The sequence below is a fragment of the Anaerobacillus sp. ABR4_321 genome (genome assembly GCF_056158505.1).
Genome location: NZ_JBSWTK010000001.1, coordinates 582,705 through 601,361, shown reverse-complemented (window position 1 = coordinate 601,361; position 18,657 = coordinate 582,705). Strand labels below are relative to the sequence as shown.

Genomic DNA, 18,657 nt, shown 5'->3' with positions numbered 1-18,657 from the left:
AGAGGGGAGAATAAGCAAACGATGTTAGGCCTAAGAGAATATTTTAGTAAAGGTGATGAGTTTCAGTCTATTTTTTCCGGTGTGAAAGAAGGACTCAAAGAGCAGCTCGTAGCAGGCTTGTCTGGTTCTGCACGGATGCTTTTAATGGCTTCCCTTTACCACGAAACAAAACGTCCCCAGCTCATCATTACCCATAACTTGTTTCAAGCTCAAAAACTATATGAGGATATGAGTGAACTGGTTCCGGCGGATGAAGTCTACTTATACCCGGTAAATGAACTGATCTCTTCAGAAATTGCGATAGCTAGCCCTGAGCTCAGAGGTCAGAGAATGGAAGCCTTGAATTATTGGATCAAGAACAAGAAAGGAATCGTAATCGCACCAATATCTGGTGTTCGTCGCTATTTGCCTCCAAAAGATATTTGGGAGAAAAGTCAGGTTACGTTTAATGTTGGAGATGACATCCCTCTAGATGAAACGCTCAATAAATTTGTATCGCTTGGATATGACAGAGTACCTATGGTATCTTCTCCAGGCGAATTTAGCGTGCGTGGTGGTATCATCGACGTCTATCCACTAACAGAAAACAATCCAATTCGTATTGAACTTTTTGATACTGAAGTAGATTCGATACGGTTCTTCGATATTGAATCGCAGCGTTCTGCTAATAAAACAGAACAAATAACGATTGGTCCTGCAGAAGAAGTCGTGCTGTATCCTGAACAATTTGAAAAAGGGGCAGAGCGACTGCAGAAAGAACTACAAGCTTCCCTTAAGAAGGTAAAAGACCAGAAGGCCAAGGAAGCGATGCATCAGAACATCACATATGAAATCGATCAGTTAAAGAACAACCAAAATTTTCAAGGTATCATTAAGTACATGGACTTTTACTACGATCAACCAGCCAGTTTACTAGATTATTTACCGGATGATGGTCTGGTCGTTTTTGATGAAGTCAGCCGTATACAAGAAATGTCTTCAGACCTGGACAAAGAAGAAGCTGAGTGGCAAACTGCTTTGTTAAAACAAGGAGAAATCGTTTCTTCTGTTTCGTTATCGAGGTCTTATGATGCGTTATTTACTCAACCTGAACACGTTACTCTATACTTATCGATTTTTTTGAGGCATGTTCCTTATACAAACCCTCAAAACATCATCAATGTTTCTTGTAAAGCGATGCAGAATTTCCATGGACAGATGAAGGTGTTAACGAGTGAAATCGAGCGCTGGAAGAAAAGTGGAATGGCCATTGTTTTTCTTGCAGCTACCGAAGAGCGGCGTAAACGCTTAGAACGTGTGTTAGAGGATTATGATATCGAAGCGATGGTGGTAGAACAAGATTCACCGATCTCACATAATAAACCGCAAATGTTGATCGGCAGTCTTAATGGAGGCTTTGAGCTTCCAATGCAAAAACTTGCTGTCTTAACAGAAGCAGAAGTGTTTACTAAGCAGTCTAAAAAGCCACGTCGCTCACAAAAGATGTCCAATGCTGAACGGATTAAGAGTTATTCCGAGTTAAAAGTCGGTGACTATATTGTTCACGTAAACCATGGTATTGGAAAATACCTTGGCATAAAAACGCTTGAAGTGGGAGGAATCCACAAGGACTACCTCTATGTTAGCTATGCAGGGAATGACAATTTATACGTACCGGTAGATCAGATCGACCAGGTTCAAAAATATGTGGGGTCTGAAGGAAAAGAGCCTAAGTTATATAAGTTAGGCGGAACGGAATGGAAGAAAGTTAAGCGAAAAGTACAATCATCTGTTGAAGATATTGCAGATGATTTGATCAAGTTATACGCGGAACGTGAGGCAAGCGTCGGTCATAGCTTTGAAAAAGACACGCTTGAGCAGAAGGAATTTGAAGCTGCCTTCCCATACCAAGAAACTGATGATCAACTAAGAGCGATCCAGGAAATTAAAGAAGATATGGAAAAGTCTCGTCCGATGGACCGTCTCCTATGTGGTGACGTAGGGTATGGGAAAACGGAAGTGAGTATTCGTGCGGCATTTAAAGCAATTATGGATGGAAAACAGGTTGCTTTACTCGTTCCTACCACAATTCTTGCGCAGCAGCATTTTGAAACGATACGAGAGCGTTTTGCTGACCACCCGATTAATATAGGGTTACTAAGTCGCTTCCGTTCAAGAAAAGAGCAAAATGAAACGTTAAAAGGTTTGAAGAACGGAACGGTCGATATTGTGATCGGGACGCATCGTTTGCTCTCGAAGGATGTTACCTATAGTCAATTAGGATTGCTGATTGTGGATGAAGAACAGCGATTTGGCGTCACACATAAAGAGAAGATCAAGAAACTTAAAGCAAATGTTGATGTTCTTACATTAACTGCTACTCCTATTCCGCGAACGCTTCACATGTCGATGCTTGGAGTGCGAGATCTTTCTGTCATTGAAACTCCTCCAGAAAATCGTTTCCCAGTCCAAACGTATGTGGTTGAACATAGTGGAACGTTAGTGAGAGAAGCGATTGAGAGAGAACTTGCGCGTGGAGGCCAGGTTTACTTCCTATATAATCGCGTCGAGTCGATCGAGTATATGGCAGATCAAATCCAAACGCTCGTGCCAGAAGCAAGAGTAACGTTCGCACATGGGCAAATGGGTGAAAATGAGCTGGAATCCGTTATGATTGATTTTCTCGATGGAAACTATGACGTACTTGTAAGCACAACGATTATTGAAACGGGAGTAGATATCCCTAATGTGAACACGCTTATCGTTTATGACGGAGATAAGATGGGACTTTCACAGCTTTACCAACTAAGAGGACGTGTAGGGCGATCGAATCGAGTGGCTTACGCATACATCACGTATCAGCGTGACAGAGTCCTAACAGAAGTTGCAGAGAAAAGGTTGCAAGCGATTAAGGAATTTACTGAATTAGGTTCAGGATTTAAGATTGCGATGCGAGATCTATCCATCAGAGGAGCCGGAAATCTTCTTGGAGCTGAACAGCACGGCTTTATCGACTCGGTAGGTTTTGATTTGTATTCTCAAATGCTTAAAGATGCCATTGAAGAGCGAAAAGGAGAAAAGCCGAAAGAGCCTGAATTCACGGTCGAAATCGATGTTGAAGTCGATGCGTATATTCCAGGTACGTACATTAGTGACGAAAAGCAAAAGATCGATATGTATAAACGCTTCCGTTCAATCGAATCGTTAAAAGACATCATGGACCTTCAGGATGAGATGATGGATCGATTCGGTGATTTCCCTGAAGAAGTCGATTACTTGTTCCAAATCTCCCGACTAAAAGAAATGGCGAAAGAATTGAAGGTTGAAAAGATTAGTCGAAGTAAAAAAGATATCAAGCTTCTCTTCCATGAATCTGCACGCGATGCGATCGGGGGAGAAACGATATTTGAAGTGGCCAATGAATATGGAAATAAATTAGCCCTAGGTGCAGACGGCAATAAAGTCTCGATCACAGTTAAAGGAAGGGGTCTTGAAACTAAACCTCACCTTCAGCTCGTTGAACAAGTGCTAAAGAAAATTAAAAAAGCAATGAAGCAGCCGATGAATGCGAAATAAAGGCGATTTTGGGTGAACAACATAAATTTGACAGTTTTATGAATAGAACTCAATAGACGAAAAGATACTAATGGAAAGATATTGTAGATCAGCTAATCATCAATGGTTGAAGAAACTTACATTTCTAGAAAGCGAGGCAACTTAGATGAAAGCAACAGGTATCGTTCGTCGTATTGATGACTTAGGTCGTGTTGTCATACCAAAAGAAATTCGCAGAACCCTAAGAATAAGGGAAGGAGATCCATTAGAAATTTTTGTGGATCGTGAAGGAGAAGTTATTTTAAAGAAATACTCTCCGATTAGTGAGCTTGGTGATTTTGCAAGAGAATACGCTGAATCCCTGGCAGAGCACTCTGGGCATATTGCGTTGATCTCTGATCGAGACGTGTACATCGCTGCTGCAGGCGGTCCAAAGAAAGAGTACTTGAACAAGAGCATTGGGAGCACTGTAGAAAAGTCTATGAATGAACGTAAGTGTCTTTTGAATCCTGCTAGCGCAGAACTTATTGACAGTGTTCCCAATGACACTGGACACGTTATCGCTCCGATCATTGCGAATGGGGACCCGATCGGATCAGTTATTCTACTAGCGAAAGAAGCAGAGCAAGTCACAGAATTAGAACAAAAGCTCGCAGAAACTGCAGCTGGCTTTTTGGCCAGGCAGATGGAGCAATAGGACAAGCTATGGAGGCCGTGTTGCCTCCATTTTTTATTTGAAAAAGATGATCGTATGATATAATTCGTACATATTAAGAAGTTGTAAGCATGGCGGTGAATATGAATACAAGTAGTGTAAAAGGTTTTTGGCACGGCGCTTTTTTGTTAACTGCTGTAGCACTCTTTATGAAGGTGTTGAGCGTCGGGTATCGAATTCCTTATCAAAATATTGCAGGAGACATTGGCTTTTACGTCTACCAGCAAATTTATCCCTTTTATTCGATTACGATTATTCTAGCTACATATGGATTTCCGGTCATCGTGTCTAAGCTCGTGTCCGAGAAGGTAGCCAATAACGAGTATGAGAAAGCAGAAGAAATCTCTCGGTACAGCTATATTACACTCGTCGTGTTTGGAGGACTAGGGTTTATCTTTCTTTTCTATGGCGCGCCTTTACTAGCAGGATTAATGGGAGACAGTGACCTTACCGTTCCTCTTAAAGCGACTTCGTTTTCCTTTCTATTGATGCCGGGAATCGCATCGATTAGAGGCTATTTTCAAGGCAATGAAAATGTACTGCCGACAGCCTGGTCTCAAGTAACAGAGCAATCCGTCCGAGTAGCAGCCATTCTTGTGATCTCCATTACGTTAGTGATGAATGGTTATAACGCGTATGCTACTGGGACAGGTGCCGCTATAGGCTCTTTAATCGGAGGATTATCAGCGCTCTTCCTTCTTGTAGTACTTAGGCTAAAACAACCGAATAGAAAGTCGGTATCGATCAACATCCCTCAATTAGTCTACGTTGGCCGCAGACTCTTATCAGAAGGTACATTGATTTGTGTTAGCGTATTGATCATGGTCCTTTTTCAATTAATGGATGCATTAACGATCGTTCCCGCTTTAGGAGAATACGGGTTGAGTGCTTATCATGCAAAAGAAACAAAAGGAATATTCGATAGAGGACAGCCGCTGATTCAAGTAGGAACCGTTTTAGCAACATCACTTTCTTTATCAATCGTCCCTGTTATCGTAAAAGCTGTTTCTCAAGAAAACCTTCAGCTGATTAGGGAAAAAACAGGCCTTTCACTAAAAATCAGCTTCGTAACAGGTGCTTCTGCATCTGTTGGACTTGCACTTATCATGAGAGAAACAAACACGATGTTATTTACAGATGATTCGCTCTCGGTGACATTAAGCATTTTAACAGGTGCCATCTTATTCGGTGCGATTGCTATGACTGCAGCAGGCATTCTGCAGGGCCTCGGTCAAGAACGATTAGCTGCTAGGTATACGATCATTGGTGTGATGATAAAAGGGTTAGGGAATGTTGTTCTCGTTCCTGTGATCGGGATAAATGGTGCTGCATTATCAAGTGTATTAGGCTTTTTTGTAGTTGCCGCTTTAGCTACTAGAACGGTGCATGCTCAAGTTGGATTAGAGACATATGCGTTTCGCTTTTGGCGGTTCCTTTTTGCTCTTGCAGTGATGAGCGGTGCAGTAGGTTTGCTGTGTTTCATTATGCCTTCTAGTGACTCCCGACTACTTTCAAGCATTACTGCACTATCTGGGGCAACGATCGGAGTGATCGTTTTAAGTCTTACTGTTATCTGGATTCGAGTGTTTACAAAAGCAGAATTACTCCAGTTCCCAAAGGGAGAGAAGCTCATTTCTCTACAACAGAAATTCAGTAAAGGAGCCTAAAGGTATGAATAATAAAATTACAATCATAGGCACAGGTGCTGGTGATTTCGATCAGCTTTCGATTGGAAGCTACCGTACGTTACAATCAGCCGAAAGAGTCTACGCAAGAACGTTAGATCATCCAGTCATTCAGGAACTGATGAATGAAGGGTTAGAAATACATGGCTTCGATCATATATATGAAGGAAATGAATCCTTTGAAGAAACGTACCGTACGATAGTAGATAACCTGTGGGCTGAAGCTAAGAAGGGTTCACTCGTTTATGCAGTGCCTGGTCATCCGATGATGGCTGAAGCGACTGTACAATTATTATTGAATGAAAGTGTGGACCAAGGTATCGATGTAGAAGTTGCGGGAGGACAAAGCTTTCTTGATGCATTGTTCACTGCAGTGCGCATCGATCCGATCGAGGGATGCCAAATCCTTGATGCAACGCGTTTCACGCGAAATGAAGTACAGGTGAGGAATCATTTGATCTTTGTTCAAGTCTATGATCAATTTACAGCATCAAACGTGAAGTTAACCCTGATGGAATTGCTTCCTGATGACTACGAGGTAACTGTTCTGCAAGCTGCAGGTAGTAAAGAAGAGAAGGTGACCTCTGTTCCTTTGTTTGAACTCGATCGAACAGTGGAAGTGAATAATTTAACAGCCGTTTATGTACCGCCTGTGCAAGAAGAAGCACTGTTATATCGCGATTTTTCATGGTTAAGACAAGTCGTTGCAACATTACGTGGTCCTGAAGGATGCCCTTGGGATAAAAAGCAAACGCATGAGTCACTAAAGAAATACTTATTAGAAGAATCGTATGAAGTAATTGAAGCGATCGATTCTGGAGATGTCGATCATTTAGCTGAAGAATTAGGAGATGTACTGCTGCAAGTCATGCTGCATGCTCAAATCGGTGAAGATGAGGGAATGTTCTCAGTTGATGATGTTATTTATTATCTAAATGAAAAGCTTATCAGAAGACACCCTCACGTGTTTGGTGAAGAAAAAGCTCACACTGCAGAAGAAGTTGCAGGTCTTTGGAACAGCGTGAAGGCACAAGAAAAAGAATCGATGCCTTCAAAGTTAGATGGAATAACAAAAGGTCTGACAGGCTTAATGCGAGCTTCAGAACTTCAGAAGGCTGCAGCAAAAGTTGGATTTGACTGGGATGAAGCTGAACCGATTTGGGACAAGGTCAAAGAGGAGTTAGACGAGTTTCATGATGCGGTGACTCATCAAACGCACGAGTTGCGTGAAGAAGAACTTGGCGATTTGCTTTTTGCCATAGTAAACCTCGCACGATTTTATAAGATAGATCCTGAAGTAGCCGTTCATCGAACGAATCATAAATTTGAAAAACGATTTCAATACATTGAGAAGTGTGTAGAAGAGAATAACGAGAAGATTGAAGATTTAGCGCTAGAAGTGCTTGATCGTTATTGGGAAGAAGCCAAAACCAAAGGAATTAAATAAAGGGGAGATAACGATGAGATTAGATAAATTTCTAAAAGTATCTAGATTGATCAAACGTCGTTCGATCGCAAAAGAAATCTGTGACAAAGGCAGAATTGAAGTGAACGGAAACAAAGCGAAAGCTGGAACGAATGTAAAACCTGGAGACGAGCTTGTTATTTCGTTTGGACATAAAAAGGTAACTGCTCGAGTAGATGAATTGAAAGAGACGACAAAGAAAGACGAAGCAGGAAACATGTTCACGATTTTAAAAGAAGAAGCTGCAGGGGAATAAAAGGTCGAGAACGGCCTTTTTTTATTGTGAAAAAATGAGATTAATACTGTCATGATCAGAGTGATACAGCTTGTTCTAAAACATCTTTTCTACTCATAGTAATGTATCGAGAAGAGGGGGAGAGCGATGGATAATTACTATGAGTATGGCTCTTACGAAAATTCAGCGAGTACACCTGATCATGATCTTGTTATGAAAGCCCGTAAATCACTTGAGATCACGGGGGTTAAACATGTAGATAGTTTTGATAATGAGGAATTTCTTCTCGAAACTTCGATGGGATTTCTTGCGATTAGAGGACAGCACCTCAAGATGAAAAATCTCAATGTTGAGCAAGGGCGTGTTTCGATTGAAGGCAAGATTTTTGATCTCAGCTACCTGGATCACCATGAAGGGGATAAAGCTAAAGGGTTCTTTAGCAAGTTATTCAAATGACGCTTACCGTTCAATTCTATACAATGGTTGCCATGGTGGCTATGGGGGTGTGGCTGGGAATAGCCATGGATACCTATAGCCGTTTTCTTCATCCAAGGAAGAGTAAAAGTCTATGGCTTTATCTCAATGATGTGGTTTTTTGGTTGCTGCAAGGATTATTGACCTTTTATGTATTGTTTATAGTGAACGAAGGAACGTTGCGATTATATGTGTTTTTAGCGTTATTGTGTGGGTACGCAGCATACCGTGCATTATTTCAACAGCTATACCGCAATTCATTAGAACGAATGATTATTATAACGGTGAACGTCGCTAATGTCGTTAAGTCTTTATTTACGAATCTCGTCTATCGCCCAGTATTGTTTATATTGAAACTTCTATTGAGCTTATGTATGATGTTAATTAGTATGATTACAACCATTTTTTGGTTTATTATCAAGCTCTTTTGGGTACCGGTTAAGTGGAGTTTTTTGTTGTTATGGAAATTGATTCCTCGGTCAATTCGAGCTAGGCTAATAAAAACAGCAGGAATTGCCGATACAATAAAGAACTACATAAAAAACTGGTTAATGAAATTCAGAAAGTGAGGAGGGAAGAGCTTGGTTACTGCGAATAAGCGGAAGCCTAAAGTAACAGAGGTACACTCGGATTATCATAAGGAAAAACAGCTACAAGATAAAGTCAAAGAGCGTAGACGTAGAGGTCTTATTCGCCGCCTTATAGCATTCGCGGTACCTGCTTTAGTCCTAACTATTCTATTTATCTCCGTATTCACTTCACAAGCTGCAACGATCAAGGAAAAACAAATACAGCAAAAGCAGGCAGAAGAAGAATTAGTTAAACTCGAACAACAAGAAAAATATTTGAAGGAAGAGATTAAAAAACTCAATAATCTGGATTATATAGGTGAATTAGCAAGAAGAGATTATTCGATGTCAAAACCCGGCGAGACAATATTCAAGCTTCCTTCTTCATCAAATTGACACGTTGTTTTGGAAAGAGGTATAATTAAAATACGACTGATCTTTTAAAGATTTTAAGGAGGAGCTTTTTTTAAAATGGCAATCGAAGTAGGCAGCAAGCTACAGGGAAAGGTAACAGGTATTACTAATTTTGGCGCATTTGTTGAGCTGCCAGATGGAAAGACAGGTCTCGTTCACATCAGTGAAGTCGCAGACAATTATGTCAAAGATATCAATGATTTTCTATCAGTAGGTGACCAGGTTGAAGTTAAGGTAATTCAAGTTGAAAACGACGGTAAGATTGGATTATCGATCAAGAAGGCAAAAGATCGACCTGTATCAGAACGCCCACGTAGTAGTGGCAGACCTGGTGGAGGAAGACCCGGCGGCGGTGGTTTCAAAGGAAAGCCACGCGGTGGCGGACGCCCGCAGGTAGAATCGTTTGAGGATAAGATGAGTAAATTCCTTAAAGACAGCGAAGATCGCCTTTCAACCTTGAAAAAACAAACTGAGTCTAAACGAGGTGGGCGTGGAGCTCGACGCGGCTAGACCTTGTTGTCTACTAAATATATGTGTAACAACCTAAACAGACGTGCAAAGGCACGTCTGTTTTTTTATACAAAAGATATTTAAAAAACTAGTTGACACATACTTTCTAGGCATGTATTATATATCTTGTGCTTATAAAAGCCACAGATAATATGGCGGTGTAGCTCAGCTGGCTAGAGCGTACGGTTCATACCCGTGAGGTCGGGGGTTCGATCCCCTCCGCCGCTACCATCTTTATCTTTGGCCCGTTGGTCAAGCGGTTAAGACACCGCCCTTTCACGGCGGTAACACGGGTTCGAATCCCGTACGGGTCACCATTTTTATTCGAGGAAGATACGGTATCCTCACCCAAGGGTTCCCCTGCAGAGGTTATCTCAAGACGATAAATCAGCAGGACTAGCTAACGCGTCGGAATCCCGTACGGGTCACCATTTTCTAATTAATCAAACTAAAACTAATAAATATACCCTGCATTAAGAAATTAATGCAGGGTTTTTTGTGTTTTTTATCCTCTTTTCTCACTTCTTTTCGACGTTTTTATCCCCGTTAGTCTTTTCTATGAAAAAATCCAAATTAGTCTTTGTCCCACTTCATTTATTGTGGTTTGGGTGCATGGACGCTGCTTCCAAGTGTTTACAGATTTCTTCCTGTGTCTACATTTGATTGACAAGCTTCACACGAAGAAGTCGAGAACTTTTATTCGTTTCGGCTTCTTTTTTTGACAAAAAGTGAATATGCCCTGTGATTTAATGGATTACACAAACTCACTTGTAATGTTCGGAAATAAAATATGAATCATGAAAGCAGGTGTGGGAATGCAAAGCGAACTGGTTTTGGAACGATCGAGATCAAAGGTAGGTAAGTGGGTTCAAGGGTTAAAAGAAAAACTTGAACTATTATTGTTCCAAAGAGGTCTTTTATTGTTTGCAATCGGCTTTCTTCTTGGACGAGCAGTGATCCTTACGCAGGTTACACCATTTGCGCTTCCTTTTTTTGGAGCGGTATTCTTTTTGAAAAAAGAAAGAACGGTCATGATTATCATGGCTTTACTAGCTGGTGCCGTTTCAACCTCGAACCTCGAGAATACAGGTTTTATCATGATTGGAATCTTATTCTTCCTTCTCATCAATCGTTTTATCAAACTTTCATCGCTATCGCTTATAAAAACACTGCCTGTTTTAGTTTTCATAACGAGTATGGTAGGAAGGCTTATACTTAGCTTAATTATGGAAGGCACTCTCGCGAATACAAATTGGATATTGGCCGTTGTAGAAGGTGCTTTAGGAATGATCTTGACCATCATCTTCATCCAAAGCATTCCCGTTATTTCAGTTAAGAAAAGAACCCAGGCGTTAAAGAATGAAGAAATCATCAGTTTTATCATTCTTCTTGCTACGATGTTAACCGGTACGATCGGGTGGGTAGTATACGGGTTCTCGATTGAAAATATATTATCTCGCTATCTTGTATTGATATTTGCTTATGTGGGCGGCGCAGCCATTGGATCAACGGTTGGAGTTGTAACAGGTTTGATTCTTGCGCTCGCAAATGTCGCCAGCCTCTATCAAATGAGTATGCTAGCTTTTTCAGGGTTACTAGGTGGACTTCTGAAGGATGGAAGGAAAATAGGAGTTGGTTTGGGGCTCCTTATTGGAACACTATTAATTGCGCTTTACGGTAGTGGTCCGGAGCTGTTGTATCCTAATTTGATAGAGTCTGGCATCGCGGTACTTCTTTTCTTCTGTACCCCTTCTCGAATTACATCACAGTTATCTAAATACATTCCTGGCACCGTTGAGCATGCGAATGAACAACAACAATATCTTAGAAAAGTAAGGGATGTTACCGCTAGTAGGGTCGAACAGTTTTCAAGCTTGTTTCAAGCGTTGTCTACGAGTTTCTCTGACTCAGATACAGTGCCTGAAGAACAGTCGGAGCGAGAAGTAGACTACTTCTTAAGTCATGTAACTGAGAAAACGTGTCAGACATGTTTTAAGAAGGAGACGTGTTGGGCAAGGGATTTCGATACAACGTACTCTCACATGACGAACATCATGGAAGAGCTTGAACATACGACTGAGCTAAATAACCATAGTTTAAAACGTGATTTTGACCAACATTGCATTAAAGCCAATAAAGTAATCGATATTATTGGAAAAGAAATGAGTCATTATCAAGCGAATCGGATGCTGAAAAAACAAGTTCGTGAAAGCAGAAAAATAGTAGCAGATCAATTGCTAGGGGTCTCACAAGTGATGGGAGACTTTGCAAAAGAAATACAAAAAGAAAGAGATAACTTGCATCAACAAGAGGACCAAATCATAGATGCAATTCAAAGCATGGGTCTTGAGGTAGGGCAGGTTGAAATCTATAGTCTTGAGGAGGGTAATGTTGACATCGAAATGAAAATCCCAGCGTGTGGAGGGCGCGGTGAAGGAGAAAAAGTCATAGCTCCGATGCTTTCTGATATTTTAAAAGAAAATATTATCGTAAAAAAAGAAGTGTGTGCCGAACATGAACATCAAACGTGTCATCTTTATTTTGGATCTGCAAGAGAATTCCTTGTTGAAACCGGCGTTGCAAATGCTGCGAAAGGTGGTGCATGGATTTCTGGAGATAGCCATTCCACAATTGAGCTTGGAGCTGGAAAGTATGCGATCGCGATAAGCGATGGAATGGGGAATGGTGAGCGGGCACATAAAGAAAGCACAGAAACGATTCAGCTTCTCCAAAAAATTCTTCACTCTGGTATCGATGAAACGGTAGCGATTAAATCAGTTAACTCGGTACTATCTTTAAGAAATACGGATGAGATCTTTTCTACCCTTGACCTTGCAATGGTAGATTTGCAAGATGCTTCAGCGAAGTTTTTAAAGATCGGATCGATACCAAGCTTTATCAAACGTGGTGATCGAGTGATGATGGTGGAATCTGCAAATCTACCGATGGGAATTATTCCAGAGTTTGATGTGGAAGTCGTCAGTGAGCAACTGAAGGCGGGAGATCTTTTAATCATGATGAGCGATGGAATTTATGAGGGAGTCAAGAATATTGAAAACCCAGAGTTCTGGATGAAGCGTAAGATCAGAGAGCTAAACACGGATAAGCCTCAAGAAGTTGCCGACCTGATCATGGAAGAAGTGATCCGTACGGAATACGGTAGAATCGATGATGATATGACTGTCGTCGTAGCAAAGGTAAAGCGTAACATACCGAAGTGGTCTACAATCCCTATCTATTCAGCACCTTCTTTCAGAAAGAAGAAAGCACAGTGATGAGGTGATCACTGATGTATAAACTTCCCTCCTAAAGGCGATGCTTGTAACAGCAAAAGGAGGGAGTAGGACGAGATGAAAAAAGGAACGCTGAGACAGATTTTGTTGATCACGGACGGATGCTCCAATCAGGGAGAAGATCCGGTAGCGATGGCTGCGCTTGCAAGAGAATACGGTATGACAGTCAATGTTATTGGAGTGCTCGATGAGAATGAGCGGACAAACGGAGGCTTAAAGGAGATCGAGAACATCGCTTTATCAGGCGGGGGTATTCACCAGTTGGTTTATGCGCGCCAACTATCGCACACTGTACAGATGGTTACTAGAAAAGCAATGACACAGACGATTCAAGGCTTTATTCATAAAGAGTTACAAACGATTTTAGGTAGTGATAAAGAGATAGAAGATTTGCCGCCTGAAAAAAGGGGTCAGGTGGTAGAGGTAGTGGATGATTTGGGGGAAACGATGGACTTAGAAGTGTTGATTCTAATCGACACAAGCGCTAGTATGCAGCATAAACTGCCTACGGTCGAAGATGCCTTGCTCGATCTTTCTATTAGTCTCCATTCGAGAATTGGTCAAAATGAATATACCCTGTATGCATTTCCAGGTCGGAAGAAACAAGTCGAACAGCTAATGGATTGGACGCCACAAATGAAAGACATTCATAAGGTCTTCCCGAAACTATCATCTGGAGGCGTAACGCCGACGGGGCCTGCATTGAAAGAAGCGATCGATGCATATCAGAAAAAGCGCTCAAAGAGAGGACTGCTAGAAGATGACGGATACATCGAAGAGTCAGGCAGTTAATGTTTCTTATGGAACAACGATAAGAGGCAAGTGGAACAAAGAGAGTTACCAAATTGAAAAAAAACTCGGCAGCGGAGCGCTCGGTACAGTCTATCTAGCAAACTCTCGAAAAGGCCATGTAGCTGTTAAAGTGGGTAATGATACCATGTCGATTTCTTCTGAGGTGAACGTTCTTAAACAGTTATCGCAGGTCCAGGGATCCGTTCTTGGGCCGTTTTTCTATGAGATGGACGATTGGGAAGTGGGTGGAAAGCGATATCCTTTTTACGTGATGGAGTACATTCACGGAGAGCCGCTTTTCTCGTTTATACAGCGGAGAGGAAAAGAGTGGCTCGGAATCCTCATGTTACAGCTGCTTAGGGACTTGTCCGTGTTACACAGAGAAGGCTGGGTGTTTGGGGATCTAAAACCAGATAATCTTCTAGTAGAAGGAGCACCTCCAAAGATGAGGTGGTTAGATGTTGGAGGAACGACAGTGATCGGTAGGTCCGTAAAAGAGTTCACGGAATTCTTTGATCGTGGGTATTGGGGATTAGGCTCGAGAGTAGCAGAGCCTTCTTACGATCTGTTTGCAACAGCGATGGTCGTAATAAATGCTGCATACCCAAAGCGCTTTGAACGTCCTAAGGAGAATGCAGAGGCATACTTAATGAGTAAGGTCGATGCATCCTCTATTCTCAAACCATACAAATCGATTCTTAGAAAAGCGTTAAAAGGCAAGTATCAAAATGCGTTAGAGATGAGGAACGAACTTTTTACACTCCTGCAGGATGATAAACCTAAGGCGGCACCAAAGGTTAAAGCAACTTCAAGGGTGACCGCAAGAAAACGAACGGTTAAAGCGAAGAATAAAAGGATCAGGTGGGTAGAAACGGTGCTGTTGTTTGCTTTTATTCTAACTCTCTATACTTTATACTTAGTTGGGTATGGGTTCTAAACACAAGGAAGTAGAGAATAGACTAATTTACTCTGTAAATACCCAGCAAGAAAGGAAGACGTGATTTTGCAGCAGGATGTTGACCGATTTATCCAAAAGCATGACTTACTACATGAAGGTGATGTTGTTGTTGCAGGCGTTTCTGGAGGTCCTGACTCTGTAGCACTTCTTCATTATCTAAATAAGTTAGGACTTAAGCTCATCGCGGCTCATGTCGATCATAAGCTACGAGGCACTGAATCCGCTGAAGACCTTTCTTTTGTAAAACGTATGTGCGAAAGAGAGGGGATACAATTTGAGTCAGCTTCCATCGATGTGGAGAAATATAAAAAGGAAAAGGGTGTTTCTACCCAGGTCGCTGCAAGAGAGTGCCGTTATGACTTTTTCCATCAAGTGATGAATAAATACAATGCAACAAGTTTAGCGCTCGCGCATCACGGGGATGATCAAATCGAGACGATGTTGATGAGGCAAGTGCACGGAAGTATTTCTGGGCTTTCAGGCATCGCAGTCAAACGGAAATTTGCTAGTGGTCTTCTTATTCGTCCTTTATTAGGGGTGACAAAAGAGCAGATTCTTTCGTACTGTGAAGAACATTCACTTCCATTTCGTATTGATCCTTCGAATGAGAGCGACAATTACATGAGAAATCGGTTTAGAAAGCAAGTTCTCCCATTTCTAAAGGAAGAAAACCCAAACGTCCACGTGAGATATCAACTTTATAGCGAACGTATGCAGAGCGATGAAGACTATTTGATGGAGCTTGCAGGCAGCCGTTTGGACGAAGTAATCATCGATCAAAATGACAAAATTGTGAAGATCGATAACAAGTCCTATCATTACTTGCCTATTCCTTTACAAAGAAGAGTGATTCATCTAATATTAAACTATCTTTACAAAAGCAATGCTCCTTTTTCTTCTATACATATTGAGGATTTGCGGTCTTTGCTCGATTCTGAGCATCCTTCAGCTTCCCTTGATTTGCCATTGGAATTAAGGGCAGTAAAATCCTATGACACCTGTTGTTTTACATTTGAAACCTTTAGGGAAGTAGAGTCGTATACAAAGCAGTTGGATAGTCCTGGTTCGGTTGAAACACCTCTAGGGACTATTACAGCTACATTAGTGGATGAGCTACCTCTAAATTTATCAGGCGAGGATTTAATCATTGAGAGTACTATGTTCCCAGTCACCGTACGTTCAAGAAGAGCGGGTGATCGAATTCAGCCAAAAGGCATGATTGGAACGAAAAAGGTAAAGGATATTTTTATTGACCGTAAAATAAACCGTTCAGAGCGTGATAGTTGGCCCATCGTGGAAAGTTCAGATGGAACGATTATCTGGGTAGCAGGACTGACCCGTTCTGAAAAAGTTACACTACCTGCAAAAAGGAAAAAGCTCGTGCATCTGCACTACGAAAAAAATTATCTACATAGGCTGGGAGGACAGGATCACAGATGCTAAATGAAATACAAGAAACATTGATCAGTGAGGAAGAAATACAAGAGAAATGCCGCGAGCTGGGTAAACAGCTTTCAGATGAGTACGAAGATCGTTTTCCACTAGTAATTGGTGTGCTAAAAGGTGCGCTGCCTTTTATGGGAGATCTAACGAAGCGTATTACGTGCCATCTTGAAATGGACTTTATGGATGTCTCAAGCTACGGCAATTCAACTGTATCTTCAGGAGAAGTTAAGATTATTAAGGATCTTGATACTTCGGTAGAAGGACGAGACGTACTGATTCTCGAAGATATTATCGACAGTGGTTTGACTTTGAGCTACCTAGTTGACCTGCTGAAATATCGAAAAGCTAAATCGATTAAAATCGTAACGCTGTTGGATAAGCCAACAGGCAGAAAGGTCGATCTTAAACCAGATGTTGCCGGATTCATCGTACCAGATGAATTTGTAGTAGGGTACGGCCTAGACTTCGCTGAAAGGTATCGAAACCTTCCGTTCATCGGTATTCTTAAACCCGAAATGTATCAAGGTTGATTTGTTGTAGTTCAATGTGCCAATATGGTAAGATAATCTATGGTTTCCTGTTCGTGGGAGGAGGTAAGGAATGAATCGTATCTTCCGAAATACAATATTTTATTTATTGATTTTCCTCGTCGTAGTAGGTGTTGTTAGCTTTTTTAACGGATCCACCAACGAAACGAATGTTTTAAATTACGGCGAATTTCAATCGAAACTTAGTAATGGTGAAATTCAAGAATTAACGATACAACCTGAACGTGGCGTTTACACTGTTCAAGGTACACTAACTGGTGAGACTGAAGAAGGTGAAGAAAACACCTTTGTAACGAACGTACCAGATTCTGAGAATGCAGTGGAGAACATCTTATCTGCTGCAGGTGAAAACACGGATGTTACTGTTGAAAAGGCTCCGGAGCAAAGCGGCTGGATCACTTTCTTCACATCCATCATTCCATTTGTAATCATCTTTATTCTATTCTTCTTCTTACTTAACCAAGCTCAAGGCGGCGGTGGCCGTGTCATGAACTTTGGTAAGAGTAAAGCAAAGCTTTATAGTGAAGAAAAGAAGAAAGTAACATTTAAAGACGTAGCAGGAGCTGACGAAGAGAAACAAGAGCTTGTTGAGGTCGTAGAATTCCTTAAAGACCCTCGTAAGTTCGCAGCAGTTGGAGCTAGAATTCCAAAAGGTGTTCTTCTCGTTGGACCTCCAGGTACTGGTAAAACGTTGCTTGCACGTGCAGTAGCAGGTGAAGCAGGAGTGCCGTTCTTCTCGATCTCTGGTTCAGATTTCGTTGAGATGTTCGTAGGTGTCGGTGCATCACGTGTACGTGACCTATTCGAGAATGCAAAGAAGAATGCTCCTTGTATCATCTTCATCGATGAAATCGATGCTGTAGGTCGTCAGCGTGGTGCAGGTCTAGGTGGCGGACACGATGAGCGTGAACAAACACTTAACCAGCTACTAGTAGAAATGGATGGCTTCAGTGCAAACGAAGGAATCATCATCGTTGCAGCTACGAACCGTCCTGATATTCTTGACCCGGCGTTACTACGTCCTGGACGTTTTGACCGTCAAATTCCGGTTAACCGTCCCGATGTTAATGGTCGTGAACAAATCCTTGGGGTACATGCCCGTAATAAGCCTCTAAGCGATGAGATCGACCTTAAGACAATTGCGATGCGTACACCTGGTTTCTCTGGTGCAGACCTAGAGAACTTGCTGAACGAAGCTGCACTTGTTGCCGCTCGTCATGACAAAAAGAAAATCGACATGAATGACATCGATGAAGCTACTGACCGTGTCATTGCTGGTCCAGCTAAGAAGAGTCGTGTCATCTCTGAGAAAGAAAAGAACATCGTTGCATACCACGAAGCTGGCCATACCATTATTGGTACCGAGCTCGATAATGCAGACATCGTTCATAAAGTAACAATCGTACCACGTGGCCAGGCTGGTGGTTATGCCGTAACGCTTCCTAAAGAAGATCGTTATCTCATGACGAAGCCTGAGCTAGAAGATAAGATCATCGGCCTACTTGGCGGTCGTGTAGCAGAGGAAATTACTTTCGGTGAAGCAAGTACCGGAGCAAGTAATGACTTCCAACGCGCAACGGCTATCGCTCGTAGTATGGTGACGGAATACGGAATGAGCGAAAAACTTGGACCGATGCAATTTGGTTCAAGCCAGGGCGGAAATGTCTTCCTTGGTCGTGATATCCAGAACGATCCTAACTACAGTGATTCGATCGCACATGAAATCGATCTTGAGATTCAGAAGATCATCAAAGACGCTTATGATCGCTGTCGTCAGATTCTTACTGACAACCAGGATAAGCTTAATCTAGTGGCAGAAACGCTTAAAGAAGTTGAAACGCTAGATGCAGAACAGATTCGCTCTCTTGTTGAAGACGGAAAATTACCTGAAGGTCATCATGCTACAAGTTCAGACGATGACGTGAAAGTAAACATTTCTAAAAAAGAAGAGAAAGATTCTGAAGAAGAAGATTCAGAGTAAGTCATAAAAGCAGGATGTCGTTCAGGCATCCTGCTTTA

15 protein-coding genes and 2 tRNA genes are annotated in these 18,657 nt (G+C 41.7%); all 17 read left to right on the top strand.

Features of this window, described 5'->3' with window-relative positions; genetic code table 11:
* Positions 1–21: 21 nt before the first annotated feature.
* The 17 genes from mfd to ftsH all read left to right on the top strand — a co-directional run bounded on the left by mfd (position 22) and on the right by ftsH (position 18,619).
* Positions 22–3,555: a transcription-repair coupling factor gene (gene mfd, locus ACXADT_RS03370; RefSeq protein ID WP_474833206.1), complete on the top strand. Its 3,534-nt coding sequence runs from the start codon at positions 22–24 to the stop codon at positions 3,553–3,555.
* Between the two features lie 145 nt (positions 3,556–3,700).
* Positions 3,701–4,231 (top strand): stage V sporulation protein T, encoded by a 531-nt coding sequence (gene spoVT, locus ACXADT_RS03365; RefSeq protein ID WP_270182901.1) that lies wholly within the window; start codon positions 3,701–3,703, stop codon positions 4,229–4,231.
* A 101-nt stretch (positions 4,232–4,332) separates the two neighbouring features.
* The gene (locus ACXADT_RS03360) at positions 4,333–5,916 is read left to right on the top strand and encodes a putative polysaccharide biosynthesis protein (RefSeq protein ID WP_474833204.1); all 1,584 of its coding nucleotides are present in this window, start codon (positions 4,333–4,335) and stop codon (positions 5,914–5,916) included.
* 4 nt (positions 5,917–5,920) lie between these two features.
* Positions 5,921–7,381 (top strand): bifunctional methyltransferase/pyrophosphohydrolase YabN, encoded by a 1,461-nt coding sequence (yabN, locus tag ACXADT_RS03355; protein WP_474833203.1) that lies wholly within the window; start codon positions 5,921–5,923, stop codon positions 7,379–7,381.
* A 13-nt stretch (positions 7,382–7,394) separates the two neighbouring features.
* Positions 7,395–7,655, top strand: a complete 261-nt coding sequence (locus ACXADT_RS03350; protein WP_270182898.1) for an RNA-binding S4 domain-containing protein — start codon at positions 7,395–7,397, stop codon at positions 7,653–7,655.
* A 126-nt stretch (positions 7,656–7,781) separates the two neighbouring features.
* A complete protein-coding gene (gene yabP / locus ACXADT_RS03345; protein WP_224885451.1) occupies positions 7,782–8,090 on the top strand; it encodes a sporulation protein YabP in 309 nt (102 codons plus the stop codon).
* Positions 8,087–8,677, top strand: coding sequence for a spore cortex biosynthesis protein YabQ (gene yabQ / locus ACXADT_RS03340; protein WP_442865234.1), 591 nt, complete (start codon positions 8,087–8,089; stop codon positions 8,675–8,677). The genes yabP and yabQ overlap by 4 nt, the downstream gene beginning before the upstream one ends.
* A 12-nt stretch (positions 8,678–8,689) precedes the next feature.
* Complete coding sequence (locus tag ACXADT_RS03335; protein ID WP_270182897.1) at positions 8,690–9,073, top strand: FtsB family cell division protein; 384 nt, start codon at positions 8,690–8,692, stop codon at positions 9,071–9,073.
* 75 nt (positions 9,074–9,148) lie between these two features.
* Positions 9,149–9,601: a S1 domain-containing RNA-binding protein gene (locus ACXADT_RS03330; protein ID WP_270182896.1), complete on the top strand. Its 453-nt coding sequence runs from the start codon at positions 9,149–9,151 to the stop codon at positions 9,599–9,601.
* Positions 9,602–9,755: 154 nt separating this feature from the next.
* Positions 9,756–9,832: transfer RNA gene (locus ACXADT_RS03325), tRNA-Met, on the top strand.
* Positions 9,833–9,843: 11 nt separating this feature from the next.
* A tRNA-Glu gene (locus ACXADT_RS03320) sits at positions 9,844–9,918 on the top strand.
* Positions 9,919–10,416: 498 nt separating this feature from the next.
* A complete protein-coding gene (gene spoIIE, locus ACXADT_RS03315) occupies positions 10,417–12,876 on the top strand; it encodes a stage II sporulation protein E (protein WP_270182895.1) in 2,460 nt (819 codons plus the stop codon).
* Positions 12,877–12,951: 75 nt separating this feature from the next.
* On the top strand, positions 12,952–13,686 hold the full coding sequence (locus ACXADT_RS03310; protein WP_270182894.1) for a vWA domain-containing protein: 735 nt from the start codon (positions 12,952–12,954) through the stop codon (positions 13,684–13,686).
* The gene (locus ACXADT_RS03305; RefSeq protein WP_270182893.1) at positions 13,655–14,623 is read left to right on the top strand and encodes a serine/threonine protein kinase; all 969 of its coding nucleotides are present in this window, start codon (positions 13,655–13,657) and stop codon (positions 14,621–14,623) included. Before ACXADT_RS03310 ends, ACXADT_RS03305 begins: the two co-directional genes overlap by 32 nt.
* Before the next feature lie 66 nt (positions 14,624–14,689).
* Complete coding sequence (tilS, locus tag ACXADT_RS03300) at positions 14,690–16,087, top strand: tRNA lysidine(34) synthetase TilS (protein WP_474809695.1); 1,398 nt, start codon at positions 14,690–14,692, stop codon at positions 16,085–16,087.
* The gene (gene hpt / locus ACXADT_RS03295; protein ID WP_270182891.1) at positions 16,081–16,620 is read left to right on the top strand and encodes a hypoxanthine phosphoribosyltransferase; all 540 of its coding nucleotides are present in this window, start codon (positions 16,081–16,083) and stop codon (positions 16,618–16,620) included. Before tilS ends, hpt begins: the two co-directional genes overlap by 7 nt.
* A gap of 70 nt (positions 16,621–16,690) precedes the next feature.
* Entirely contained in the window at positions 16,691–18,619 is a 1,929-nt protein-coding gene (gene ftsH / locus ACXADT_RS03290) for an ATP-dependent zinc metalloprotease FtsH (RefSeq protein WP_270182890.1), read from the top strand.
* The last annotated feature ends 38 nt before the right edge of the window (positions 18,620–18,657 follow it).